The organism is Salinicola acroporae, from assembly GCF_003206615.1.
GTDB lineage: Bacteria > Pseudomonadota > Gammaproteobacteria > Pseudomonadales > Halomonadaceae > Salinicola > Salinicola acroporae.
The window spans coordinates 83,222-107,652 of the sequence record NZ_PZJW01000011.1 but is presented as its reverse complement, the minus strand read 5'-3'; the positions used below and the strand labels follow the sequence as shown (position 1 = coordinate 107,652).

At 65.3% G+C, this 24,431-nt stretch carries 20 protein-coding genes; 10 read left to right on the top strand and 10 right to left on the bottom strand.

Annotated elements, in window-relative coordinates:
• The first annotated feature begins 7 nt into the window (after positions 1-7).
• The 7 genes from DOM54_RS16320 (at position 8) to DOM54_RS16290 (ending at position 11,061) form a co-directional block, all read left to right on the top strand.
• The gene (locus DOM54_RS16320; protein ID WP_110717364.1) at positions 8-1,390 is read left to right on the top strand and encodes an MFS transporter; all 1,383 of its coding nucleotides are present in this window, start codon (positions 8-10) and stop codon (positions 1,388-1,390) included.
• Between the two features lie 34 nt (positions 1,391-1,424).
• Entirely contained in the window at positions 1,425-2,018 is a 594-nt protein-coding gene (gene ssb / locus DOM54_RS16315; RefSeq protein ID WP_110717363.1) for a single-stranded DNA-binding protein, read from the top strand.
• A gap of 644 nt (positions 2,019-2,662) precedes the next feature.
• The gene (gene pgaA, locus DOM54_RS16310; protein ID WP_110717362.1) at positions 2,663-4,879 is read left to right on the top strand and encodes a poly-beta-1,6 N-acetyl-D-glucosamine export porin PgaA; all 2,217 of its coding nucleotides are present in this window, start codon (positions 2,663-2,665) and stop codon (positions 4,877-4,879) included.
• Positions 4,879-7,023, top strand: a complete 2,145-nt coding sequence (pgaB, locus tag DOM54_RS16305; RefSeq protein ID WP_110717361.1) for a poly-beta-1,6-N-acetyl-D-glucosamine N-deacetylase PgaB — start codon at positions 4,879-4,881, stop codon at positions 7,021-7,023. The genes pgaA and pgaB overlap by 1 nt, the downstream gene beginning before the upstream one ends.
• On the top strand, positions 7,020-8,306 hold the full coding sequence (gene pgaC, locus DOM54_RS16300) for a poly-beta-1,6-N-acetyl-D-glucosamine synthase (RefSeq protein WP_110717360.1): 1,287 nt from the start codon (positions 7,020-7,022) through the stop codon (positions 8,304-8,306). Before pgaB ends, pgaC begins: the two co-directional genes overlap by 4 nt.
• Positions 8,307-8,320: 14 nt before the next feature.
• Positions 8,321-8,782 carry a poly-beta-1,6-N-acetyl-D-glucosamine biosynthesis protein PgaD gene (pgaD, locus tag DOM54_RS16295; protein WP_110717359.1) on the top strand — a complete coding sequence of 154 codons (462 nt, stop codon included), beginning with the start codon at positions 8,321-8,323 and terminating at the stop codon, positions 8,780-8,782.
• 191 nt (positions 8,783-8,973) lie between these two features.
• The gene (locus tag DOM54_RS16290) at positions 8,974-11,061 is read left to right on the top strand and encodes an OPT family oligopeptide transporter (RefSeq protein ID WP_110717358.1); all 2,088 of its coding nucleotides are present in this window, start codon (positions 8,974-8,976) and stop codon (positions 11,059-11,061) included.
• A 10-nt stretch (positions 11,062-11,071) separates the two neighbouring features.
• Here the strand turns inward: DOM54_RS16290 and DOM54_RS16285 are convergent, their stop codons facing one another.
• Positions 11,072-11,953 (bottom strand): SMP-30/gluconolactonase/LRE family protein, encoded by an 882-nt coding sequence (locus DOM54_RS16285; protein ID WP_110717357.1) that lies wholly within the window; start codon positions 11,951-11,953, stop codon positions 11,072-11,074.
• Positions 11,954-12,163: 210 nt separating this feature from the next.
• On the opposite strand from DOM54_RS16285, the gene DOM54_RS16280 reads away from it, so the two are divergent.
• Together DOM54_RS16280 and DOM54_RS16275 are read left to right on the top strand one after the other, a co-directional pair.
• Positions 12,164-13,075, top strand: a complete 912-nt coding sequence (locus DOM54_RS16280) for a sugar nucleotide-binding protein (protein ID WP_110717356.1) — start codon at positions 12,164-12,166, stop codon at positions 13,073-13,075.
• A complete protein-coding gene (locus DOM54_RS16275; RefSeq protein WP_110717355.1) occupies positions 13,072-13,830 on the top strand; it encodes a lysophospholipid acyltransferase family protein in 759 nt (252 codons plus the stop codon). The genes DOM54_RS16280 and DOM54_RS16275 overlap by 4 nt, the downstream gene beginning before the upstream one ends.
• A 70-nt stretch (positions 13,831-13,900) precedes the next feature.
• Here the strand turns inward: DOM54_RS16275 and fabB are convergent, their stop codons facing one another.
• The gene (fabB, locus tag DOM54_RS16270) at positions 13,901-15,118 is read right to left on the bottom strand and encodes a beta-ketoacyl-ACP synthase I (protein ID WP_110717354.1); all 1,218 of its coding nucleotides are present in this window, start codon (positions 15,116-15,118) and stop codon (positions 13,901-13,903) included.
• Positions 15,119-15,131: 13 nt separating this feature from the next.
• Positions 15,132-15,647: a 3-hydroxyacyl-[acyl-carrier-protein] dehydratase FabA gene (gene fabA / locus DOM54_RS16265; RefSeq protein ID WP_110603352.1), complete on the bottom strand. Its 516-nt coding sequence runs from the start codon at positions 15,645-15,647 to the stop codon at positions 15,132-15,134.
• A gap of 232 nt (positions 15,648-15,879) precedes the next feature.
• Here fabA and DOM54_RS16260 point away from each other — a divergent pair, with 232 nt between their 5' ends.
• Entirely contained in the window at positions 15,880-17,715 is a 1,836-nt protein-coding gene (locus tag DOM54_RS16260; protein ID WP_110717352.1) for a putative bifunctional diguanylate cyclase/phosphodiesterase, read from the top strand.
• Here the strand turns inward: DOM54_RS16260 and DOM54_RS16255 are convergent.
• The 7 genes from DOM54_RS16255 to phrB are packed head-to-tail and all read right to left on the bottom strand — an operon-like array spanning position 17,706 to position 24,377.
• Positions 17,706-18,239: a DUF2878 domain-containing protein gene (locus DOM54_RS16255; protein ID WP_110717351.1), complete on the bottom strand. Its 534-nt coding sequence runs from the start codon at positions 18,237-18,239 to the stop codon at positions 17,706-17,708. The genes DOM54_RS16260 and DOM54_RS16255 overlap by 10 nt on opposite strands.
• Before the next feature lie 19 nt (positions 18,240-18,258).
• On the bottom strand, positions 18,259-19,536 hold the full coding sequence (locus DOM54_RS16250; RefSeq protein ID WP_110717350.1) for an SAM-dependent methyltransferase: 1,278 nt from the start codon (positions 19,534-19,536) through the stop codon (positions 18,259-18,261).
• Complete coding sequence (locus DOM54_RS16245) at positions 19,533-20,303, bottom strand: DUF1365 domain-containing protein (protein ID WP_110717349.1); 771 nt, start codon at positions 20,301-20,303, stop codon at positions 19,533-19,535. The genes DOM54_RS16250 and DOM54_RS16245 overlap by 4 nt, the downstream gene beginning before the upstream one ends.
• Complete coding sequence (locus DOM54_RS16240) at positions 20,294-21,622, bottom strand: NAD(P)/FAD-dependent oxidoreductase (protein ID WP_110717348.1); 1,329 nt, start codon at positions 21,620-21,622, stop codon at positions 20,294-20,296. The genes DOM54_RS16245 and DOM54_RS16240 overlap by 10 nt, the downstream gene beginning before the upstream one ends.
• Positions 21,619-22,407: an SDR family NAD(P)-dependent oxidoreductase gene (locus tag DOM54_RS16235; RefSeq protein WP_110717347.1), complete on the bottom strand. Its 789-nt coding sequence runs from the start codon at positions 22,405-22,407 to the stop codon at positions 21,619-21,621. Before DOM54_RS16235 ends, DOM54_RS16240 begins: the two co-directional genes overlap by 4 nt.
• 54 nt (positions 22,408-22,461) lie before the next feature.
• Complete coding sequence (locus DOM54_RS16230) at positions 22,462-22,902, bottom strand: nuclear transport factor 2 family protein (RefSeq protein ID WP_110717346.1); 441 nt, start codon at positions 22,900-22,902, stop codon at positions 22,462-22,464.
• Between the two features lie 38 nt (positions 22,903-22,940).
• On the bottom strand, positions 22,941-24,377 hold the full coding sequence (gene phrB, locus DOM54_RS16225) for a deoxyribodipyrimidine photo-lyase (protein WP_110717344.1): 1,437 nt from the start codon (positions 24,375-24,377) through the stop codon (positions 22,941-22,943).
• Positions 24,378-24,431: the final 54 nt, after the last annotated feature.

Below are 24,431 nucleotides of genomic sequence, written 5' to 3'. Positions count from 1 at the left end.
GACCTCCATGACTTCTCGTTTTCTCGTTACCGAACGACGCGCCATCGTCGGGCTGGCCAGCCTGTACGCCTCGCGAATGCTGGGGCTATTCATGGTCCTGCCAGTGCTGGCGCTGTATGCCGACCATCTCGACGGCGCCACCCCCTTGCTTGTCGGCATGGCGCTGGGCGGCTACGGCCTGACCCAGGCCATTCTTCAAATTCCCTTCGGCCTGCTCTCCGACCGAGTCGGTCGCAAGGCGGTCATTGCCGGGGGCCTGCTGCTGTTCATCATCGGCAGTATCGTCGCCGCCAGTGCCACGTCCATCACCGGCATCATCATCGGGCGCTGCCTGCAGGGGAGCGGCGCCGTCGCCGGCGCCATCATGGCCCTGCTGGCGGATCAGACCCGTGAAGAGATCCGCACCGCCGCGATGGCGACCATCGGGCTCTCCATCGGCGTCGCGTTCGCCATTGCCATGGTGGTGGGGCCGCTGATCGCGGATGTCGGCGGGCTCGCCGGCGTGTTCTGGTTCACCGCGGCGCTCTCCGCCTGCGGCCTGCTGATCCTGTGGAAACTGGTCCCGCGAGCGCCGAAGCGAATGCCCCATCGAGATGTCGGCATCGATCGCCGTCAATTGCGTGCCACGCTGGGCCAGGGCGACCTGCTGCGACTCGATTTCTCGATCTTCGCCCTCCACCTGATTCTGACGGCGTGCTTCACGGCGCTGCCGTTTCGGCTCGAGGCCCTGGGATTTGCCCCGGCAGACCATGGCTGGGTCTATCTGCCGGTGATGGCACTGGCCTTCGTCGGCATGATCCCGCTGGTCATCGTGGCCGAGAAGTATCGCAAGATGAAGCCGGTCTTCGTCGGCGCCGTCGCGGCGATGACATTGATTCTGCTTGGCTTCGGCGAGCTGGCGAATGATCGCATCGCCCTGCTGACCCTACTTTGGGGCTTTTTCGTCGTCTTCAATCTACTGGAGGCGACGCTGCCGTCGATGATCAGCAAACTGGCACCGGCCGGGTCCAAGGGCACCGCCATGGGCGTCTACTCCACCAGTCAGTTCTTCGGCGCCTTTCTTGGCGGGACGCTGGGCGGTGCCCTGTCCCAGGGCTTCGGCGTCCAGAGTGTCTTCCTGGGCACGGCAGTGGTCGGGGCGATCTGGCTGGCCGTGGTCTGGAAGATGCCGGCGCCCCGCCATCTCTCCAGCGAGATCATCGCACTCGACGAGCAATCCATGGGCATGCTCGATACACTACTCGAGCGTTTCGTCGCGGTGACCGGGGTCGAGGACGCCGTGGTCGTACCCGAAGAACAGGTCGCCTATCTCAAGGTCGACCGGCAGCGCCTGGATGTGGAGGCGTTGGCCCGTATCGCAGGCAACCAATGGCAACGAACCGACGCATGATAGCGTCGCAACGCAGGAATGCGAGGAGACAACGATGGCCCGAGGTGTAAATAAAGTCATCCTGATCGGCAACCTGGGACAGGATCCGGAAGTGCGCTTCCTGCCCTCGGGGAATCCGGTGTGCAACCTGCGCATCGCGACTACCGATAGCTGGACCGATCGCCAGAGCGGCCAGCGCCAGGAACGCACGGAATGGCACAGTGTGGTGCTGTTCAACAAGCTGGCGGAGATCGCCCAGCAGTACGTCAAGAAAGGTTCGCGGATCTATATCGAGGGCCGCCTGCAGACTCGCAAATGGCAAGGCCAGGACGGTCAGGATCGCTACTCGACCGAAATCGTCGGCAATGACATGCAGATGCTGGACTCTCGTGGCGGCGGCCAAGGCGGCGGAGATTACGCCCAGCCCCAGGGACAGTATGGCGGTGCGCCGCAGAATGGCGGCTACGACCAGCCGCCGCAGCAGGGTGGTGGTTACGGTGGCAACCCGCAACAGCCGCAGCAGCGCCCGCCCCAAGGGCAGCGCCCGCCGCAGCAGAGCCAGCCGGCCCCGCAACCGAACCAGAATCCGAACTACGGTGCGCCGAACCCCGGTAGCTTCGACGATTTCGATGACGAGATTCCGTTCTAGGCACCGTCTGAAAAGTGCTGTGCTCGTCCATGTGGCGTCAAAAATCGGCTGGAGCGCCAGCCTGGTCCGTTTTCGCCGATTTTCGCCTTGCCTGGCCTTCGCTCGTCGACTTGTCAGACAGCACCTAGGGCTCGGGTACCAGCGTCCAACGGCTCGCCCTTGCGGGTATCGAGCCAGTGATCCCCTGGCGCGCCGCACCGGCCGTCATCAGAGCGCCCCGCCTTGCGGGGCGCTTGCGTTATGGGTGTAAGCCATCGCGGAAAAACCTGTAGGTGAAAAACGACCTTTCGGCCGGGTACCGGTGTGACAGCGAGCGCTATCGTCCAATCTGGTCCCGTCGCTCGGCGCGCTGGCGGGCGCTTTCCTCGCCATGACCCAGCGCCCATGACTTGAGCGGACGATAAATTGTCTTGTAAATCAATTGCCTAAAAATAATTTTCATCTTTTCTACTAAGGCATTGTCCTGGCAGGTTGGCTTTTGCCGATCTTGCAAGCCAATGAAAGAATCAGATATATCAATATTTACTAATTTGTAAGACCGCCATTTTAGCTCTAGTTTGGCCTGGCTTTTTAGCACCCACTCAACGGATTTGAGTGCTCTCGCAACAGAGTGTTAACGGAAATAACGGTGGTCCTGTCCTGTAATGCGAATATCTCGCTTCCGCGGCCGAGTCGCGAAGGCCGGCGAAGGCTTTGGCTTCTCGACGAGGCCGAACGCCGCCGGCAGCGGTCGCTGCCGCGCCTGTTCAACTCGATTACCGCTCGCACTCTGCCTGCTGTCGCTCTTCGTCTATTCAGCCCAGGCAGCCGAGCGCTTTCCGGATGGGCGCTTGCCGCCCGCCGAGGCGCCGGCGTCGGCCTATGGCGAAGACGTGCGGCCAGGGCCGTCGGGGCGGCCCAATGCCGACGATCTGGCCGGTATTGCGGAACGCCAGCGTCAGCAGGGGCATCCGGCCATTGCGCTGCAACTGGCGCAGCGAGTGCTGACGTATGCCCCGGACAATCGCCAGGCCCTCCAGACGATGATCTCCAGCCTGTCCAATCTTGGGGCCTATCGCCGCGCCGAGCGGTTACGCAAGCGCTATCGGCCCGAGTGGCCGCAGGCCACGCAGAATCGGTTTCGGGCCGATGTCGCGACGGCCCGGATCCGCAATGGGGTGCAGGAGCAGGCGCGTCACGAGCGGCGGCAGCGCTACGGAGCGCGTAATGCGGCCCTGACCGCGTCGCTCGATACCCTGAATGCCAATCTGGAACGCTTCCCTCTCGGCAGCGACGCCGGCCACCGGACCCGCGTCGATCGACTGGTGGTGCTGCGCCAGTTGAACCGCTTCGAGGCGGTGGTTGCCGATTATCAGGCGCTGCAGCGTGAATCGGTCGATGTGCCGGTCTACGCCAGGGCCGCCGTTGCCGATGCCTATCTGGCTCGCCGGCAGCCGGTGCAGGCCGCACGCCTCTATCGCGAGGTGATCGAGTCGGGCGCACAGCCACCGTTGGCAGTGCGGACCGGCTACTACTACGCCCTGATCGAGAGCGAAGAGTACGACGCCGCGGCCAAGGTGCTCGCCCGGTTGGACGCCGACACTCCGATCTGGCGCTCGCGGCCGAATCCCAAGACGCCTCCGGTGCCCAATTGGGAGCGCAGCGAGGTCGACCGCCTGCGGGTGCTGGATGCCACCTATCGTCGTCATGATGGAGAGGCTCTCGACCGGGCCCGTGCGCTTTATCGGCAGGCGCCGCGCAACACCGACGTGATCAATGGGCTGTCCACCGCACAGCGTTCGAGAGGCTGGTACGAACAGGCGCAGTCGACCGCCGAACTGGCAGCGGCCTATGCGCCCAGGGATCAGGCCACGCGGCTCAATATTGCCGAGAATGCCCAGGACCTCGAGAACTTCCCGCGCTGGCACCGCACTATCGAACCCTTGGTGTCGCAGTTTCCCACCGACAGCGCGATTCGGCGCAACCATCTCGAATGGCAGGATCGTCAGCACTTCTCCCTCGAGGGGGAGGGCAGCTTCGGTCGCTCTCGCGGCGGGAGCGCCGTCAACGGCAGCCGCGACGGTGAATACCGGCTGCGCCTCAATTCGCCCTGGCACGAGGATGGCTACCGCGCCTACATCGAACAATCCTGGCGCTGGGGCGATTACGACGGTGGCGCCGAGCGCCGGAGTCGCTGGGGTGTCGGCATCGAACGCCGATGGTTGCGCCGGCACTGGTGGGCCGGCGTGAGTGGCGAGAACGCCAGCGACGATCCCGGCGTCGAGCTCGGCTGGTCGCAGTGGCTCGACGATCGTTGGCAGTACCAGTTGCTGACCCAGTTCCAGTCGCCGGAGACCCCGCTACGCGCTGAGCGCAGCGATCGAGAGGGACGCCTCTACCAGGCGCAGGTGACCTGGCGCCAGAACGAGTCGCGTCAGGCGACGCTGACGCTGGGCGCACTGGACATCAGCGACGGCAACCTGCGCAGCGACGTCACCGCCGGGCTGTCCCAGCGCGTGCAGGCTAGTGCGCATCATCGGACCCGACTGCGCGGCTCGCTCTCCGCCGAGCACAACAGCCAGAGCGAAACGGATTACTACAGCCCCGCGGATACCCGCTCCGCCGGAGTGACTCTCGAACACGACTGGCTGACCTGGCGGCGCTACGACCACGCCTTCACCCAGAACGTCTCGCTTGGCACGGCCTCCGAGTGGGAACGCGGCTACGGTAGCGCGCCGGGCTACGACGCCCGCTACGGCCACGTCTGGCAACTGACGCGGACCTGGTCGATCAACTACGGCGTCGGCTGGGGCAGTCATGAGTACGAGGGCGAGCGCGAAGCGCGCTGGTTCGGACAGCTAGGTTTCGAGGGAGTGCTGTGATGCGATCGACCCTGCTCCATTTCGCGCTGGTTGCGCTACTGGGCACGCTGTCGACGGCAGCGCAGGCCCAGGGAGCGCCGTCATCTCAGCCGCTGGCCAGCCTGCCAGGGGACGTGACGACGCTGCAGATCCCCGCCGGTCATTTCGTGACGCTCGGGTTTCATGATGTTCGGGACGATACCCGGCCCGCCGTGGATCGTGACCCTTACGCCATCAGCACCGAGCGTCTGGCGTCGCTGTTCGACTGGCTGGCGGCCAACGATTGGCACTCGATCTCCCTGGACGACATCGAGGCGGCTCGGGAAGGCAGGCGGCCGCTGCCTCCCAACGCGGTGCTGCTGAGCTTCGACGACGGGCTGGCGAGCTTCTACAGCCGCGTCTTCCCGCTGCTACGGGCTTTCGGCTATCCGGCGCTGTTCGCGGTGGAGACCGACTGGATCGAGCGGGTCGGGCGTGGCGACAGGGTGGCGGCTGCCGCTACCGATCCGGTGGCCTCGCAGCTCGAGGAGGGGGCGGTCATCGGCGGCGACGGCGGCGGGGCCGCGGACGAAGTTCTCTACAACGGTCGCGAGAGAGGGGCAGAGGGTTTCGTGGGTTGGGACCAGGTCCGCGAGATGCAGGCCTCGGGGCTGGTGGAAGTGGCTTCGCACACCGATGACCTCCACCACGGCATCCTCGCCAATCCGCAGGGTAACGTCGAACCCGCGGCGCTGACACGACGCTACGATGCCGCCAGTGGCGCGTACGAGAGCGAGGCCGATTACCGGCGGCGCGTTCACGCCGACCTGGTCCGCAGCGCCGAGATCATCGAGCGGCACACCGGGGTTCGGCCACGCACCCTGGTCTGGCCCTACGGCGCGACCAACCCCGTTACCGAAAAGATAGCGAGAGAGGCGGGCTACCGGTTCACCTTCAGTCTCGGTGATCAGCGTCTCTCGACCCCATCGAGCGGACCCGATTTCGGTCGCTTCCTGGTGATGGATGATCCCGATCCGGTGGCCGTAGAATCCCAGGTCGCGCAGACCGTCGATCCGCCCAGGCGCATTCAACGGGCCGTGCAGGTCGACCTCGACTATCTCTATGATCCCGACCCCGAACAGGTCAATGCCAATCTCGGCGCGTTGCTGGACCGGATTCAGGCCATGCAGGTGCGCACGGTCTATCTGCAGGCCTTTGCCGATCCGGATGGCGATGGCACCGCTTCGGCACTTTACTTCCCCAACGACTACCTGCCGATGCGCGCCGATCTGTTCAACCGTGTCGCCTGGCAGCTCAAGACCCGGGCCGGGGTCGATGTCTACGCCTGGTTACCGCTGCTCGCCTTCGACCTGCCCGACGCCGAACGTCAGCAGCAACTGGCGGTGCGAGCCAGGGGGAGCGACGGCAAGAGCCGGATCGCCGATCGCGACTACCGCCGGCTGAGTCCGTTCCGCCCGGCTGTACTGGCGCTCGTTCGCGGGATCTATGGCGATCTGGCCCGCAACACCCCGGGGATCGACGGCATCCTGATTCACGATGACGCCTATCTCGCCGCAAACGAAGATGCTCAGGCCTGCGATCCCGCGGCGCGCTGGCCCGGCGGTCAGCGGGCGCTTACCGACTGCGACCTGAGTGCGCGTGACAAGACCCGGGCGCTGATCGACTTCAGTCATCAGGCGGTCGCCGCCGCGCGCGAGTACGCCAATCTCAGCAACCGTTTCCGGGTGGCGCGCAATATCTACGCGCGGGTCGTGCTCGACCCCACTGCCGAGTCGCGCTTTGCCCAGGCGCTGGGTCCTTTCCTCGACAACTACGACGAGGTGGCGCTGATGGCGATGCCCTACCTCGACGACGCGGACATGGCACGCGATGACCGCTCCGCCAGCCGCTGGCTGGATGACCTGGTCGACCAGGTGATGCGCCAGCCCATGGGGCTCAGGAAGACGGTATTCGAGCTGCAGGCCTACGACTGGGCACGGGATCGCTGGATCGAGCCTGGGCGCTTCAAGGCGTGGATGCATCAGTTGGTGCGCCGGGGCGGGCTGAACCTCGCCTACTACCCGGACGACTTCATCACCGGCATGCCGGCCTTCCAGCCCACGTTCGAGGGCATGAGCCTCAACGAATTCCCCTACTCGACCTCTCGTCTTCGGAGTCAACCATGATCGTCGATATCGAAGCCTGGGTCTCGGCCATCGATTGGCGGGACGTGATGTTCGGTTTTGCCTTTTACTACCCGATCTTCATGGCCTGGATGTGGATCATCGGTGGCCTCTGGTTCTATCTTCGCCGCGAGCGGGGCAAGGACATGACGCCAAGACTCGAGACCTTGGGCCCCGATTCCCCTCACGTCAGCATCGTGGTGCCCTGTTTCGACGAAGCGGATCAGGTCGAGCAGACGATTCGCTACGCCTTGGCGACGCGCTACCCGCGGTTCGACGTCATCGCCATCAACGACGGTAGCCACGATGAGACCGGCGAGATCCTCGATCGCCTGGCCGAGAAGTACGAGCGGCTGCGTGTGATCCATTTCGCGACCAATCAAGGCAAGGCGGTGGCGCTGCGCGCCGGTGCGCTGGCGGCGCCTTCGGATTATCTCGTCTGCATCGATGGTGATGCGCTCCTCCATCCCTTCGCCGTCTACTGGATGATGCAGCATCTGACCGGGGGACCGCGCGTCGGCGCAGTGACCGGCAACCCGCGAATCCTCAACCGCTCGACGCTGCTGGGCAAGATCCAGGTGGGCGAGTTCTCCTCGATCATCGGCCTGATCAAGCGGGCGCAGCGCACCTACGGGCGCATCTTCACCGTCTCCGGCGTGATCACGGGCTTCAACCGGGCGGCGCTGGACAGCATCGGCTACTGGCGTGCCGATATGGTCACCGAGGACATCGATGTCTCGTGGCGTCTCCAGATCCATCACTGGGACATCCGCTTCGAGCCAGAGGCGCTCTGCTACATCTATATGCCGGAAACCCTCAAGGGGCTGTGGCAGCAGCGCCTGCGCTGGGCCCAGGGTGGTGTCGAGGTGATGCTACGTTACGGCGGGCGACTGCTGGCCTGGCGCCAGCGCCGCTTCTGGGGGGTTGCGCTGGAGTATCTCACCAGCCTGGTGTGGGCCTACGTCATGCTGGCCATCGCCGTGCTGTTCTGTATCGGCTGGTTCGTGCCGCTGCCGCCACGCTGGCAGATCGCAACGCTGTTGCCGCAGTGGAACGGCCTGCTGCTGGGTGCCACCTGCCTGATCCAGTTCCTGGTCAGTCTGAGCATCGACCAGCGCTACGAACGTGCGGGCTTTCTCCGCCACTACTTCTGGGTCATCTGGTATCCGCTGCTCTACTGGGTGCTATCGACGCTCACGGCAGTGGTCGCCGTGCCCAGGACCCTGCTGGCCTCTCGGCGTCAGCGGGCGCGCTGGAACAGCCCGGACCGCGGTATCCAACCCTGACAGGAGAGCTCGATATGGCGAAGGCGAACAGCCAGCGAGGGGCCGCCGGGCTGCCTCGAATCATCCACCGTCCCGACCTGCAATCACGGCGCCAGCGCAGTGTATTCGCGCTGCTGGCGGGCATCGGCTGGTTGCTGTGGCTCTATCTGCTGCTACCGCTGGCGACGGTTGGCGGCTGGATCTTCGGGGCCGGGCGGTTCGAGTCCTATGTGATCGACAGCCATGACCATAGCTGGGCGTCGCTGACACTCTACGCGTTCATCACGGTGCTCGCGGGGGCCACGCTGCTGGTATGGGCGTTCTACAACTACCGCCGCTTCCGGCACGCCGATCGGCGCCAGCCAGCGCTGCCGCTGACTTCCGAGCGGCTGGCGCTCTCGTTCGGCATGAATTCGGACCAGGTGACCGAGCTCCAGCGCCATCGCCGGGTGACACTCACCCATGATGCCCAGGGCAACATCACCGAGGCGCGGTAAGAGGGGGGCTCTAGATCCCCGCCCGGGTGAGCCCGGCAGCCTCGACGCAAAAGCGCGGGACTTCTAGAATGGCCATCTAGATAGCCATCTAACGATTCGCCTGTGCTGCCAGTTTCCACGGATGAAGGTTGCCCCGATGACCACGGTGGCGCCTCGATCCTGGGCCGGCCTTCCACCTCAAGAGTGTCTCCATGCCACAACGTATCCCCGATGACGCCGGTCTGCCCGAGCTGACGCTGCGAGGCGTGGTGCTGGGCGCCGTCATCACCCTGCTGTTCACCGCCTCCAACGTCTACCTGGGGCTCAAGGTCGGGCTTACCTTCGCCTCGGCGATTCCCGCCGCGGTCATCTCCATGGCCGTGCTGCGACGCGTGGCCGGCGCCAACAAGCTCGAAAACAACATGGTCCAGACCCAGGCCTCGGCGGCGGGAACGCTCTCCGCGATCATCTTCGTGCTGCCGGGGCTCTTGATGATCGGCTATTGGCAGGGCTTTCCTTTCTGGCAGACCACGGCGATCTGCGCCATCGGCGGCATCCTCGGGGTGCTCTATACGATCCCGCTGCGCCGGGTGATGGTGGTACAGAGCGATCTGCCCTATCCGGAGGGGATCGCCGCAGCCGAGATTCTCGAGGTCGGCAGCCGCGATGCGACCACGCCGGACGCGGCCCGTGCCGCCGATGACGGTCAGCGTGGCGCCGGTGGCGCCAAGGATGAGCCCGGTGCCCGGGAGATTCTGCTGGGTGGCATCGTTGCGGCCGGCTTCTCGATCGCCAGCGGCGGCTTGCGGGTGCTGGCGGATAGCATCAGCGTGTGGTTCTCGGTCGGCCGCGCGGCGTTCCAGCTCTCGACCGGATTTTCGCTGGCGCTGGTCGGCGCCGGCTACCTGGTCGGCATCGTCGGCGGCGTGGCAATGCTGATCGGGACGCTGATCGCCTGGGGGATCGCGGTCCCCTGGCTGACCAGCATCACCCCGGCGGAGGCAGGCCAGTCGCTGGCCGATGCCGGCATGGTGCTGTGGTCCGACAAGGTCCGCTTCATCGGCGCCGGCACCATCGGGATCGCCGCGGTCTGGACATTGGCGACGCTGTTCAAACCGATGCTGATCGGCATTCGCACGTCACTGGGGGCGATGCGCGGCGACCAGGGCGCGTTCCGTGACCAGGCGCGAACCGAGCGCGACCTGCCGGCGGGCATCATCCTGGCGTTGACGGTAGCGCTGCTGGTGCTGTTGACCGTGGTCTTCGCGATCTTCCTCCACGGTGCGGCACCGCAGCTGGCCGGCGCCGCGTTCTGGACGCTGACCCTGGGCAGCGTGCTGTTCGCGGGCGTGTTCGGCTTCCTGATCGCGGCCGCCTGCGGTTACATGGCCGGGCTGGTCGGCTCTTCCAGCAGCCCGATCTCCGGCATCGGTATCGTGGCGGTCATCCTGGTGTCACTGCTATTGCTGGGCTTCACTGCCGTCAGCGATGCGTTCGACGTGCTGGACCCGGCGGTGGCGCGCATGCTGCCGACGGCGCTGGCACTGTTCGTGACCTCTGTCATCCTCGCCGTGGCGGCGATATCCAACGACAACCTGCAGGATCTCAAGACCGGTTATCTGGTGGGGGCCACGCCATGGCGGCAGCAGGTCGCGCTGATCATCGGTTGCGTGGTTGGGGCGCTGGTCATCCCGCCTGTGCTCTCGCTGCTCTACAACGCCTACGGCTTCGCCGGGGCAATGCCACGGGAAGGAATGGACCCCGGACAGGCCCTGGGGGCGCCCCAGGCCTCGCTGATGACCGCCATCGTGCGTGGGGTGTTCTCCCACGACCTCGAATGGACGATGATCGTCATCGGCCTGGCGATCGGCGCCGTCCTGATCGGTGTCGACGAGTGGCTGCGCCGGCGGGGGGGCAAGGCACGCCTACCGGTGCTGGCGGTGGGAATCGGCATCTACCTGCCGCCGAGCATCAACATGCCGCTGGTGATCGGCGCCATGCTTGGCTGGCTGATCGACCGCCGGCTCCGCGCCCGTGCGCTGGCACGGGGCGATGACGTCGAACGTACCTCGGAGCGGCCGCGTCGACGTGGCGTGCTGCTCGCCTCCGGGCTGATCGTCGGCGAGAGCCTGGTCGGCGTGCTGCTGGCCGGTGTCATCGGCCTGAGCGGGGCGCCGGCACCGTTAGCGCTGGTCGGAGACGGTTTCGCCGGTCTCGCCCGGTGGCTGGGGCTGGCAGTGTTCGTTGTCGTCTGCCTCGGCTTCTACCGCCGCGTGCTGGCGGCGCCCGCGGCCGGGTGACCCCGGCGTGCTACAGCGCCGGGTCGTTGGGCAGGATCACCGGTGTGATGGCGATGCCGCCGATATCGACGGCGACCTCGAACAGCGCACCGGCCAGCGGCTCGTCATGGCAGCCGGTCGCCGCCGAGGTGACGAACATCCGGTCCAGTGCGTCGCCGCCGAAGATACAGGAAGTGGGGCGTGAGACGGGGAGGGCTATCTCCCGGTCCAGCGAGCCATCGGCGTGGAATCGGGCGACACGGCCGCCGTCCCACAGCGCGATCCACAGCCCGCCCTCGCGATCGCAGGTCATGCCGTCCGGGTAACCTGCGCCCGGGGCCAACCGTATGTGCTCGCGACGGTTCGACAGTTCGCCGTCGGCGTCGAGATCGAAGGCAAACACGGTCTGGCGCGCGCTGTCGTTATGGTAGAGTGTGTCGCCGTGCGGGCTGATGGCGGGGCCATTGGTGACATGATACTTACTGTCCATCAGGGTGACGCCACGGCTGTCGAGGCGGAATAGATGGCCGCGGATCTCGTTTTCGGCGTCATCCATGGAGCCGAACCAGAGGCGGCCGCGCGTATCGCTGCCGGCGTCGTTGAGGCGGTCGCCTGCCGGCAGCCATTCGATCGGCGTCAGGCGCTTGCCGATGCGAGGCCCTCGCTCGTCGAGTTCGAGTCCGACAACCCCGGAGCGCAGGCCGGCAACGAAGCCGCCCCCTTCTCGAGGCAGTAGCCAGCAGCACGCCTCCTCGAGATCCCAGCTCCGACGCTCGCCGTCTTCGGGATGATAGACGTGTAGCCTGGCCCGTCGAATATCGACGAACACCAGGGCGCGAAGGGTGTCGGACCAGATGGGGCCTTCGCCGAGTTCGGCGCCGATCTCCCAGGCGACGGCGACATCCTGGTTCATGGTGACTCTCTCCATGGGTGAGCGAATGGTCGAGCGGTTCCTGCGGGCATCGATGTCTGCCACTATCGGTGTCCGTCACGATCGGCACTTCCCCGTCATCGAGCTTCGAGCGGACAAGGCGTCTTCTATCATAGTCCGGGACCGGCCAGGGCAGTGTAGTTCTCAGCAGAGTAAGGATTCCAGAGCGATGAGGCGTTCCGAGGTGCCATCGTGAAGTGTTTGGTGTTGCAGGCGGAGCACTGCCTGAGCCGGGCGTTGCACGCCGTCTCCGCACAGCGCGGTGATATCGACTATGTCTCGTGGCCGACGGGAGATGTCGAGGCGCTGGCGGTGGTCGAGCCCGATGCCGTGATCGTGCCCCCGTTGGCGGATCCGGGACGCTGCGAGCCGGCGGTGGTCTACGCCCATGCCGACCGGGTGGAGGCGTTGCTGGCGGCCTGCCGAGCGCGGCAGATTCCGCTGGTCTGGTGTGTCTCCGATGCGCTGTATGAGGATGGCGCCGACGTCCCCATCGACGAGGATGTCCTGCCCCGGCCACGGGACGAGGCGATGCGCCGTCTGGTCGCCGTCGGTGAGCTCGTGCGCCGCCATCCGCGGCATCTGATATGGCGACTGGGGCCGCTGTTCGGACGCGAGGGCGATGATGCCTGGCTGAGCGAATTGATCGACGCGCTGATGCGTGGCGAGTCGGTCAGGGCGGCCAGGGACCTGGTGGTTTGTCCGACCTCCGTCGTGGCCGTGGCCCGCGCCCTGACGGGCGTGTTGCTGCAGCTCGAGAGTGGCGCCAACGCCTGGGGTACCTATCACCTCTGCGGCACGGAACCGGTCAGCGTCTTCACCTTCTGCTCGGTGGTACGGACACAGCTGGAGACGCGACTGGCGGGCGTGGGGGAGTCGCCGACGCTGGGCCGGCTGGAAGGGCTCGACCAGCATCATGACACGCCGCTGCGGCGTGTACTCAACTGTCGTCGGCTACTCGATGTCTTCGGCATCCATCAGAAGTCCTGGCGCCTGGAGCTCGGGCTGATGCTGGATGCGTGGTGTCAGGAGCGCTATCCCGATCACGATGAGGTCGACACTGGCGATCAACGTCGCAGCAGAGAGGAAGCGGCCGGCACATGAAAGTCTTTCGTAGCATCATCTTCTATATCGGTTACTTCCTGGCAATCCTGGTCTCGGGATTGCTGATGCTGCCGGTGGGCTTTGCCTTGCCGATACGCTCGCGCTTTCGGCTGTTCAACTGGCACAACCGTTTCATCGTCGGCTGGCTCTCCCTGACCTGTGGCATTCGCTATCAGGTGACAGGGCGGGAACGTGTGCCGGAAGGGCCCTGTGTGGTGCTGGCCAACCACCAGAGCGAGTGGGAAACCGTCTACCTGCAACTGCTCAAGACGCCGATCTGCACCGTACTCAAGAAAGAGCTGCTCAACATCCCGCTGTTTGGCTGGGGGGTGCGACTGCTGCGGCCGATCCCGCTGGATCGCTCGAAGCCGTCGGCCGCCATGCGCCAGGTGCTCTCCCACGGCAAGCAGCGCCTGGAGGAGGGGTTGTCGGTGCTGATCTTCCCCGAGGGGACCCGGGTCCCGCCAGGGCAGCGGCGCCGTTTCAACAAGAGCGGTGCGGTCATCGCCTGCCGCACTGGTGTGCCGGTATTGCCGGTGGCGCACAATGCCGGCGAGCGATGGGGACGACACTGGGTCAAGCAGCCGGGGGTGCTCAATGTCGTGGTGGGTGAGCCGATCGAGACGGTGGGGCGCAAGCCCGAAGAGGTAATGGCCGAAATGGAGGCGTGGATCGAGAGCACCCTGAACGAGATTTCCGAGGTGCCGCGTCCAGCCTCGCCGGACAAGGCCGCACCGGCGGAACTGCCCTCCTGAACGGTGAATCCGGCCATGAAAAAGGCGCCCCGCGGGGCGCCTTTTACGTCGACAGCGAGCGTGCCGGCGGTCAGCTCTCGTAGCGATCCAGCACCAGGCAGGCATTGGTGCCGCCGAAGCCGAAGCTGTTGGAGAGCACGCGCCGGATGTCGACGTCGTCACGACGCTGGCGGACGATGTCGAACCCGCTGGCCTGTTCGTCGAGCGTATCGATGTTGGCCGAGGCGCAGATGAAGCGGTTCTCCATCATCAGCAACGAATAGATCGCTTCCTGGACGCCGGTGGCGCCCAGCGAGTGACCGGTCAGCGACTTGGTCGAGCTCATTGCCGGCGTGCTGTCGCCGAAGACCTCACGGATCGCCTTGAGTTCGGCGACATCGCCCACCGGCGTCGAGGTGCCGTGGGTGTTGACGTAGTCGACCTTGCCTTCCAGCCCGGCGAGCGCCTGACGCATGCAGCGTGCCGCGCCTTCGCCGGAGGGGGCGACCATGTCGTGACCGTCGGATGTCGCACCGTAGCCGGTGACCTCTGCGTAGATCCTGGCGCCGCGGGCCTTGGCGTGCTCCAGTTCCTCGATCACCAGCATGCCCCCCCCGCCGGCGATGATGAATCCGTCGCGGTCCACGTCGTAGGGACGCGAGGCCTTTTCCGGCGTGTCGTTGTAGTGCGTGGTCAAGGCGCCCATGGCATCGAACAGGCACGACAGCGTCCAGTGCTCCTCTTCGCCGCCACCGGCGAACACGACATCCTGCTTACCGAGCTGGATCTGCTCGACGGCGCTGCCGATACAGTGCGCCGAGGTGGCGCAGGCGGAGGAGATGGAGTAGTTGACGCCCTTGATCTGGAACGGTGTCGCCAGGCAGGCGGAAACCGTGCTGCCCATGGTCCGGGTGACCCGGTAAGGGCCGACGCGGCGCAGGCCCTTCTCGCGCATCACATCGGCCGCTTCGACCTGGTTGGCGCTGGATGCGCCGCCGGAGCCGGCGATCAGGCCGGTGCGAGGATTGGAGATATCGCTGGCGTCGAGCCCGGCATCGTCGATCGCCTGCTGCATGGCGATATAGGCATAGGCCGCCGCGTCCCCCATGAAGCGCAGTTGCTTGCGATCGACAAGAGACTCGATGTCGATGTCGACGACACCGGCGACCTGGCTACGAAAGCCGAGTTCGGCATATTCCGGCTTGAAGCGAATGCCGGAACGCCCCTGGCGCAGAGAGTCGAGCACCTGTTGGGCGTCGTTGCCCAGACAGGAAACGATACCCAGGCCGGTGACTACCACTCGTTTCATGGAAGCCTCCCGCTCAGAATTTCTCAGTGTTAGTGAACAGACCGACGCGCAAGTCCTTGGCCTGGTAGATATCCTGGCCGTCGACCGACAGCGTGCCGTCGGCGATGCCGAGCACTAGGCGACGCGTGATCACGCGCTTGATCTCGATGTGGTACGACACCTGACCGGCGCTCGGCAGGATCTGTCCGGAGAACTTGACCTCGCCGCAGCCCAGTGCCCGGCCGCGACCGGGATTCCCCAGCCAGCCGAGGTGAAAACCCACCAGCTGCCACATGGCGTCCAGGCCCAGGCAGCCCGGCATCACCGGATCGCCCGGGAAATGGCACTGGAAGAACCACAGGTCGGGATGGATATCCAGCTCGGCGATGATCTCGCCCTTGTGGTACTTGCCGCCATCCTCGTTGATCTGCGTGATGCGGTCGAGCATCAGCATGTTGGGCGCTGGCAGTTGGGCGTTGCCGGGGCCGAACAGTTCCCCCCGGCTGCATCTCAGCAGATCGTCTTGGCTGAAAGAGTGCTGTCTGGTCACTGGATCGTTCCGAGAATCGAAGAAGAGTTTGCCTCGTCATCCCGAGGCGCGGCCAGTCTAAAGGCTGCGGACGCTGAATGCACGCCGGCCAAAGCCTAGTCTCGTGCGAACCAGGGTGCAATGGGCCCCGCGGCGCTTGCCCTGGCGAACGTCGCCGGGGCATGATGCGGGACGGGAACGGAATCTATCCGATAGCCGCCAGGCAAACCATAACGACGATAAACGACATCTTATGTGGCCTTCCTTCACGCTGAATCGACCGCTGACCTGGTTGGGCCTAGCGGCACTGGCTGCCGCTAGCGTATTGCCGTTGCTGACGCTGCGGCTGGTGGCGCTGGCCCTGGTCATGGTGGGGGTCGCCGACGTCTGGCGCCAGATTCGGCTGGAGCATCAGCGTCGCCGCCTCAGCGAGCAGGCCCTCGAGCTGTCGCCGGATGGCGTGATGATCACCGACACCGCCAACCGCATTGTCACCGTCAATCCTGCCTTTACCCAGATCACAGGCTATACCCCCGAGGAGGTTCGCGGGCTCAACCCCTCTTCGCTCTCCTCCGGGCGCCACGACAAGGCCTTCTACGACCGCTATTGGCAGACGTTGAAGACCACCGGTCGCTGGGAAGGCGAGGTCTGGAACCAGCGCAAGCATGGCGACCAGTACCCCGAGTGGCTGCGGGTCCAGGCTTGCCATGATCGCAAGGGACGGGTGTCCCACTACGTCGGCCTGTTCACCGATATCAGCCGACACAAGGCGCGCGAACAGGATCTTCGTCGCATCGGCTTCGAAGATCCGCTGACCGGCCTGCCCAACCGGCGGCGCCTGCACGATCTGCTGGCCTCGCGCCTGCGCCACTTGCGCGCGGGAGAAGGTCTGGATCTGGCACTGGTCGATATCGACGCCTTCAAGGCGATCAACGACAGTCTCGGCGTCGATAGCGGGGATCGTCTGCTGTCGCGCTTCGGCCAGCGCTTGGCGGCGCAGGTGGCCGGTGGCATCGTCGGGCGGCTGGGGGGTGATGAGTTCATGGTCATCCGCACCACCACCTTCGACGACCACGAAAAGTGGGTTGCCAGCCTGCGCCATCACCTGAGCGAACCCTTCGAGATCGACGACAACTCGCTGCACCTGGGCTTGACCATCGGCAGCTGTCGCGCCCCCGAGGACGGCAATGACCCCAACGTCCTGTTCCAGCGGCTCGAGTCCGCCCTCTACAGCGCCAAGCGACACGGGCGCAACCATGACCGGCGTTTCCGCCCCTCCCTCGAGATCGAGTCCGACCGCCACCTGATCATCCTCAATGAGCTGCGCCAGGCCCTGGCCCAGGGGGCGCAACTCGAACTCTACTACCAGACCCAGCATCGTCTCGACGATGGCGGCATGGTGGGAATGGAAGCGTTGCTGCGCTGGCACCATCCCGAACACGGCCTGATCCTGCCCAACGAATTCATTCCGCTGGCCGAGCGCCACGGGCTGATGCCCGCGCTGGGCAGTTGGGTCATCGAGCAGGCTGTGGCCCAACTGGCGACCTGGCGAAGCCAGGGGCTGAGCGTGCTGCCCGTGTGGGTCAATCTGTCGGCGCTGCAACTGATTCAGGGCGACCTCGAGGCCCACTTGATCTCGACGCTGAACCAGTACCGGGTGCCGGCGCGGCTGCTCGGCCTCGAGCTGACCGAGTCGGTGCTTCTCGACGAGCGCGCCGGCGACATTTCGCCGCGGCTGGAAGCGCTGCGGCGTGAAGGGCTGCAGATCGCCATCGACGATTTTGGTACCGGCTACTCGTCGATGGCCTATCTCAAGCGTCTACCGGTCGATAAGCTCAAGCTCGACCGGGAGTTCATTCGTGCGCTGCCCCACGACCACGCCGACGCGGCGATCACCTCGGCGGTGCTGGCGATGGCGCAGGGCCTGAACCTGGATGTCATTGCCGAGGGCGTGGAAACCGCCGAGCAGCGCGATTTCCTGCTGGCAAGAGGATGTCGCCATGTGCAGGGATATCTCTACGCGCGGCCGCAGCCTGCCGGCGAGGTCGAAACGCGACTACGCCAATCGGTCACCAGCGTCTATTCCTGATCGGCGTCGTCCCGGCTCAAGCCGGCTGCCGGTCGGCGGTGCCCGGGCGCTCGTCGACTGCCGAGATGCTGAGCCAGGCCAGCGCAGAGACCGGCCCAGACGATCGCTTCGATAGCGAGCGCCCAGGAACGAATCTCGACTCCGGCCAGCGCCGCCCCCGAGAGATAGCTCAGCGGCCCGCCCAGGGCCCCGCAGGTGATAGCCAGGATTCGGTAGCGCCACAGCCAGGACAGGCAGTGATGGAGTGTCGTGGCGAAGAGCGGCCAGAGCGCCCATAGCCAGATGGGAAGACTCCCTTCCATCTCGATGCCGCCGGCGACGACCAGGCTGCCATCGACGACGATGCCGACCAGCAGCAACCCCAGCCACCAACGCCACTCGCCCGGCCGTGCCAGCCAGCGCCAGTGAACGAGAAGGATGAGTGGGGTCGCGACGATGGCCCAGGGCGAGCCGCCGAGCACGCAGAGAAACCAGCCGCCCTGGAACAGCAGGGTATTGACGGCGAGCGCTCCACCGCGGGTCATGACCCTCATCGGTCGACGGCTACACGCTACCGGTGAGGGGCGCGCGCCTGGCTTCCGGTTTGGCCAGCAGCAGATGACTGGTGCCGATGGTTCGTTCCAGGAAGCCACCTTCGCAGTAACAGAGATAGTAGCGCCACATGCGAATGAAGCGCTCGTCGTAGCCCAGTGCACGCACCTCGTCGAGACGGGATTCGAAGCGCAGGCGCCATTCCCGCAGCGTGCGGGCGTAGTGCAGTCCGATCTCGTCCAGGTCGAGCAGATTGAGCTGGGTGTGCCGGCTCAGTCCGTTGAGCAGCGCCGTATGGGAAGGCAGGAAGCCGCCCGGAAAGATATAGCGCTTGATGAAGTCCATCTCGCGCTTGGCGGTTTCGAAGCGTTGATCGCGAATGGTGATGCACTGGAGCAGCGCCAGGCCGTCCGGCTTCAGCAGTCGGTCGATGCAGGCGAAATAAGTCCCCAGGTACTGATGACCGACGGCTTCCACCATCTCCACTGAGACCAGCCGATCGAAGCGACCCTCCAGGTCCCGGTAATCGTCCTTCAGCAGAGTGACGCGGTCCGCCAGTCCGGCCTCGCGGACACGTTCGGCGGTAAAGGCGTACTGCTCTTCCGAGATGGTGGTGGTGGTGACGCGGCAACCTCGCGTCCTGGCCGCGTGGATCGCCAGTCCGCCCCACCCGGTGCCGATCTCCAGCAGATGGTGGTGCGGTTCGATCGCGAGCTTGTCGAGAATGAGATCGAGCTTATGTGTCGACGCCTCCTCCAGCGTGGCCTCCGCGCGCGGAAACACCGCGCTCGAGTACATCCAGTGCTCCCGATCCAGGAACGTCGCGAACAGCTCGTTGCCCAGATCGTAGTGGGCCGCGATATGGCGCCGAGAGCGCCGCGTGGTATTGCGCTGGAGAGCGTGAAGCGCCGTCAAGGCCCAGCGGCGCAGGCGTGCGGTGCCGTTTTCCATGCCATCGTTGACGCGCTCGATGTTGCGCGCGAACAGACGAACCAGGCCGACCAGATCGTCGACCTCCCAGGCGCCATCCATATAGGCTTCCGCGACGCCGACGGTGCCGCCCAGGGCGAAGCGGCGCCACACGTTCGGATCATGGATGGTGATATCGACATGGACCGTCGATGAGCCAGTATCGCCACGCCCCAAGTGGTGGACGCTATCTCGTTCGCGCAGCGTCAGCCTGCCGCCCTCCAGGTCTTCCAGCGCCTTGAGCATGCGGAGGCGCAGCCAGCGTGACAGCCTCGGTGCGTCCGCGGCGGGGTGAGTGGAGGGTGATCGGGCGGCTGTCATGACGAAGTCTCCCGTCCGGGATGGTCGTGGATCGGCGTGCGCTTGAGCCAGAGTCTGAGCGCCTGCCAGTGAATGGTGACGATGGTCTTGAGCGTCATGCCGGGATGCTTGACCAGCTCCATCACCAGCGCGCCTTGCGTCGCTGGCTGGAGCGTGAGTGTCAGCGTGGCATCGAAATGGCGCGCGTCCTGGTGCCATGTCTCCATGTGCATCAGCAGGCGCGCGTCCGGCGAGTTGAAGCGCCAGTGGTAACGCATTTGCATCGGATTGAAGGGCGAGACGTGCAGGCGCTTGTCGAATGCGGCCTGCTGCGTGTGGCGCGTCGGGTCGACCCGGCAGGCGTAGACCTGGCGCTCGCGCCATGGCGTGTTGGTGACTTCACCGAGAACCGCCTGAAGCCTCTCCTCGTCATCGTAGGCGTAATAGAGCGTCAACGGATTGAACAGCATGCCGAACAGCCGGACCTGGCTGAGCATGCGGATCGGGCCGGTCGGAGCGCTGCCCAGTTCCTCCCTGAGGCGCGCCCGGACAGCGTCGGCGAGCGGCAGGTCATGCGGCGCCAGATAGTCCTCGCGACGAAAGCGGGCCAGCGCGCCACGCCGAGTGCCGAAACCTGGCGTTCGCGCCAGCAGCGCCGGCAGCTCATCGAGATCCAGCCACAGCATCCACACGCGATAATCGAAGGCGTGCCAGCGCGGCAGGAAGCGCCGGTGGCGCAGATGGCCCACGGCGAGACGACTGTGGGGACAGGCATCGTTCAATGGCATGGCATCCCTTCCTGGTGATCTGCCGCGGGCGCTGTCGCTGCGGGTGACGGTCGGCTGCCGTTGATCGCTTCGACCACGCGCAGCGCGCTCCACACGCCGTCTTCGTGGAAACCGTTGCGCCAGTAGGCGCCGCAGAAATGGGTGCGTCGGGAAGCACCAGATATCTCGCCGTGGCGAGCCTGGGCCTGCTGCGCGGCGAGCGTGAACTGAGGATGGGCGTACTCGTAGCGGCCCAGCACGCGGGCCGGGTCGATGCTCTGCTCGTCGTTGAGCGTTACGCAGAAGGTGGTGTCGCTTTTCAACCGCTGGAGAATGTTCATATTGTAGGTGACGGGTACGCACGCCTTTGCATCGCGGCCGTCGAGGCGGTAATTCCAGCTCGCCCAGGCCCGGCGGCGGCGCGGCAGCATGCCGGTGTCGGTGTGCAACACGACGCTGTTGCGACGGTAACCGATGGCTCCCAACACCTCCCGCTCGGCACGGCTCGCCTGGTTGCCCAGAATGGAAAGTGCCTGGTCGCTGTGGCAGGCGAGCACGACCTGGTCGAAACGCCGTTCACCGGCCGTCGTGTGGAGGCTGATACCGTCGTCGTTCCGGGCCAGGCCGACGATGGGGGTCGAGAGATGGATGCGTTCGCGATAGGGCTCGGTGAGCGGGGCGATGTAGGCTCGCGAGCCTCCCTTGATGGTGTGCCACTGGGGGCGGTCGGTCAGCGACAGCAGACCGTGATGATGGAAGAAACGCACGAAGAAGCGGGCCGGGAAGTCACGCATGCCAGCTTCGCTGGCGGACCAGATGGCGCCGCCCATGGGCAGCAGGTAGCGACGCTGGAAATCTTCACCGTAATCCTCGCCGGCCAGATAGTCGCCCAGGGTCAGTGAAGGCGACAGGCGGTCGGCCAGGAAATCACGGGTCGCCCGGCGGTTGAAACGGACGATGTCGTTGAGCAGGCGATAGAACCGCGGGCGCAACAGGTTGCGGCGCTGGGCGAACAGGCTGGTCAGGGTGTGGCCGTTGTACTCGAAGTCGCGGTCGCTCTCGTGGACCGAGAAGCTCATCTCGGTCGCCTGGCCCGGGACGCCCAGCGAAGCCATTAGCGCCTCGAAGAGCGGATAGGTACGATCGTTGTAGACGATGAAGCCGGTATCGATGGCGTGCCGTTCGGCACCGGTATCGATATCGAAGGTCGCTGTGTGGCCGCCCAGGCGTGAGTCGGCTTCGAACAGCGAGACGTGATGGCGACGGGAGAGATAGTGGGCGGCGGTCATGCCGGCGATGCCGCTGCCGACCACGGCGATCCACTGCGGAGGCGGGGTCATGCCGACTCTCCCCGGCGGCGGTTGGCGATGCGCAGGCCGACGCGTCGCCGTAGTGCCGGCGGCAGAATGCCCAGCGTCTTGACCAGAAACGTGAAGCGACGCGGAAAGTGGATGTCCAACCGACCTCGCTCGAGACCGTCGATGATGTAGTCGGCGGCCTGATCCACCTCGATCTGCATCGGCATCGAGAAGTCGTTGCGCTCGGTCAGCGGTGTTTTGACGAAGCCCGGATGAATCACGCTGACATCGATCGATTCGGCGTCGAGGTCGAGGCGCAGGGATTCGAGGAAATGGGATACCGCTGCCTTGGAGGCGCCATAGGCTTCCGCACGCGGCAGCGGCAGGTAGGCGGCTGCGCTGGAAACGCCCGCCAGTATCGGTCGCCGCTGGCCGCCCCTGGCTTGCCGCAGCAAGGGTAGCGCAGCATCGATGGCATGGAGCGTGCCGTGGAAGTTGGTCGCGAACACTCTACCGACCAGCTCGACATCGAAGCGGGCGACATCGAGGTATTCACAGGTGCCGGCATTGAGCAGGGCGATATCGAGACCCCCGAAAGCATCGTCGATGGCGTTGCCGGCGCGACGCGTGGCGTCACGGTCGGTGAGATCGGCCGGTACCACCAGCGCATTGTCATATCCCTCCGCCAACTGCCGTAGCGCCTCTTCCCGGCGCGCGGTCAACGCGACGCGATGACCGTCGGCGAGCAGCCGCTTGGCCAGGGCTTCGCCGATGCCCGAAGTCGCCCCCGTCAGCCAGATTCGCCGGGTTCCCGAGAGACTCGCCATGCCCCTTCCTCTTTGGTTTGAAAAAACCGATCGCCTGTCGTGGTGGCCGATGCTTCAGAGCCGCTTCTTGACGCCCTTGACCATCCATCCCACCACGGGCAGGTGTTCGTAGAGCATGGCCCCGACGTCGAAGTAATCGCGATGACGGCAGACCCGTTGACCCTGCCACTGCAGGTGGGAGCAGCCAGCCACGCTGATGTTACGTCCGCCACGCAACCTTGGATGCGCCAACTCCATGGTCCAGGTCAAAAAACTGGTGGCACCGAGGAGTTGGCGGTCATGGAATTCGAAATGGCAGTGGCGGACGCCTTCCATCAGGTCGGCGTAATAGGCCATCAGGTTGTCGCGGCCGACGTGGCGATGCAGGGGGTCGGCGAAATCGACATCGTCGCTGTAGCACTCTTCGAGGGCGGGCAAGCCGCTGGACGTCAGGGGCTGGAAGAGGGTGCAGAAATGCGTCAACGATTCGATGGTGGGCGCTTCGGGTGCTGTCATTGGAGGCTTCCTGAATCGTGATTGGCGTCGTGTCGGTATCAGCCTAGATTCTTGAACGCTTCGAGCGCCCGCTCTCTGGCGAACTTGTGGTCGACGATGGCCGGGGGATAGCCTGTCTTGTGGCGCTGTTCCGCGCTGGGTTCGTGGCGGTTCTTGGCCGGCAGATCGGCCAGCTCCGGAAGCCATTGGGCGATGAATGTCGCCTCCGGATCGAAGCGCCGCGACTGCGTCGTCGGGTTGAAGATCCGGAAGTAGGGCGAAGCATCGGTACCGGTCGATGCGGCCCACTGCCAGCCGCCGTTGTTGGAAGCGAAATCGCCATCCACCAGATGCTCCATGAAGAAGGCCTCGCCGCGGCGCCAGTCGAGCAGCAGGTGCTTGCTCAGGAACATCGCCGTCACCATGCGTAGCCGGTTGTGCATCCAGCCGGTGGCGACCAGTTGGCGCATCGCGGCATCGACCAGCGGAAAGCCGGTACGGCCTTCGCACCACGCTGCGAAATCCTTGTCGCTGTGGCGCCAGTTCAACTTGTCGGTCTCGAGCTTGAAGGGCCGGTGGCGGCAGACGCGGGGAAAACCTACCGCGATATGCTGATAGAACTCGCGCCAGACCAGTTCATTGGTCCAGCTCGCCAGGCCGGCGTCCCCATCGGCCAGGTGGCCACCGTTGTTGGCCATCACCGCTTGCAGGCACTGGCGGTGAGAGATCATGCCGGTAGCGAGGTAGGCGGAGAGTTCACTGGTACCGGCAATGGCGGGAAAGTCGCGATCGTCGTTGTAGCGGCGCGCCCGCTGCCGCAAAAAATCGGCCAGACGATCGGCGGCCGCTTCCTGGCCCGCCGGCCAGGGTGCCTCCTGGATCTTCGACGGTGCAGGGGAGACGATGTTGGAGCGGTCCCGCTCGGCGAGCGCCGGAATCCGGTCACTGGCGATGGCCAGCTTGGCCTGACGCCGGGGCGTGTCGCGCAGCGCCAGTTGATCGGCACCGACGCGCTGATGCCAGGCTCTGGAGAACGGCGTGAAGACCTTGTAGTACTCATCCTGACCGGTCAGCAGCTCGCCTGGCTCGAAGGCGATGTGGTCGGTGTAGTCGAAGAGGGCAAGACCTGCCTGGGTGAACTCGTCGGTTACCCGTTCGTCACGTCGCTGCTCGTCGAGGGGATACTCACGATTGAAATGGAGCGCCTGGGCGTCGACTCGACGAGCCGCCTCCAGCAGTGTCCCGGGGGCGGCATCGAAATCATCGATATCGCGATACAGCAGCGGAATGTTGAGCGCTTTCAACTCCTCCGCCAGCGCGATGACGCCACGATGCAGAAACGATATCTTGTTGGCGCCATGGCCATGGCTTCGCCACTGTTGCCTGCAGGCAAGATAGATGCCGACCACGGGTCCTTTCATGGCCGCCGCGCTCAACGCCGTGTGATCGAGAGTCCTGAGGTCATTGCGGAACCAGACCAGTTGCGTCGCTGACATGGGCACTTCCCTGTTACCGGTAAATGGACGGCGCATCCATGCGCCGTGTGCTGC

What these genes read in the sequence shown, in the direction of transcription:
- DOM54_RS16260 (WP_110717352.1), top strand. Translation starts at nt 15,880, where the DNA reads ATGTGGCCTTCCTTCACGCTGAATCGACCGCTGACCTGGTTGGGCCTA.
- DOM54_RS16245 (WP_110717349.1), bottom strand. Translation starts at nt 20,303, where the DNA reads ATGCCATTGAACGATGCCTGTCCCCACAGTCGTCTCGCCGTGGGCCAT.
- phrB (WP_110717344.1), bottom strand. Translation starts at nt 24,377, where the DNA reads ATGTCAGCGACGCAACTGGTCTGGTTCCGCAATGACCTCAGGACTCTC.
- pgaB (WP_110717361.1), top strand. Translation starts at nt 4,879, where the DNA reads ATGCGATCGACCCTGCTCCATTTCGCGCTGGTTGCGCTACTGGGCACG.
- fabB (WP_110717354.1), bottom strand. Translation starts at nt 15,118, where the DNA reads ATGAAACGAGTGGTAGTCACCGGCCTGGGTATCGTTTCCTGTCTGGGC.
- DOM54_RS16290 (WP_110717358.1), top strand. Translation starts at nt 8,974, where the DNA reads ATGCCACAACGTATCCCCGATGACGCCGGTCTGCCCGAGCTGACGCTG.
- DOM54_RS16230 (WP_110717346.1), bottom strand. Translation starts at nt 22,902, where the DNA reads ATGACAGCACCCGAAGCGCCCACCATCGAATCGTTGACGCATTTCTGC.
- DOM54_RS16240 (WP_110717348.1), bottom strand. Translation starts at nt 21,622, where the DNA reads ATGACCCCGCCTCCGCAGTGGATCGCCGTGGTCGGCAGCGGCATCGCC.
- pgaD (WP_110717359.1), top strand. Translation starts at nt 8,321, where the DNA reads ATGGCGAAGGCGAACAGCCAGCGAGGGGCCGCCGGGCTGCCTCGAATC.
- DOM54_RS16255 (WP_110717351.1), bottom strand. Translation starts at nt 18,239, where the DNA reads ATGACCCGCGGTGGAGCGCTCGCCGTCAATACCCTGCTGTTCCAGGGC.
- ssb (WP_110717363.1), top strand. Translation starts at nt 1,425, where the DNA reads ATGGCCCGAGGTGTAAATAAAGTCATCCTGATCGGCAACCTGGGACAG.
- DOM54_RS16250 (WP_110717350.1), bottom strand. Translation starts at nt 19,536, where the DNA reads ATGACAGCCGCCCGATCACCCTCCACTCACCCCGCCGCGGACGCACCG.
- DOM54_RS16235 (WP_110717347.1), bottom strand. Translation starts at nt 22,407, where the DNA reads ATGGCGAGTCTCTCGGGAACCCGGCGAATCTGGCTGACGGGGGCGACT.
- DOM54_RS16320 (WP_110717364.1), top strand. Translation starts at nt 8, where the DNA reads ATGACTTCTCGTTTTCTCGTTACCGAACGACGCGCCATCGTCGGGCTG.
- DOM54_RS16275 (WP_110717355.1), top strand. Translation starts at nt 13,072, where the DNA reads ATGAAAGTCTTTCGTAGCATCATCTTCTATATCGGTTACTTCCTGGCA.
- pgaA (WP_110717362.1), top strand. Translation starts at nt 2,663, where the DNA reads ATGCGAATATCTCGCTTCCGCGGCCGAGTCGCGAAGGCCGGCGAAGGC.
- DOM54_RS16285 (WP_110717357.1), bottom strand. Translation starts at nt 11,953, where the DNA reads ATGAACCAGGATGTCGCCGTCGCCTGGGAGATCGGCGCCGAACTCGGC.
- pgaC (WP_110717360.1), top strand. Translation starts at nt 7,020, where the DNA reads ATGATCGTCGATATCGAAGCCTGGGTCTCGGCCATCGATTGGCGGGAC.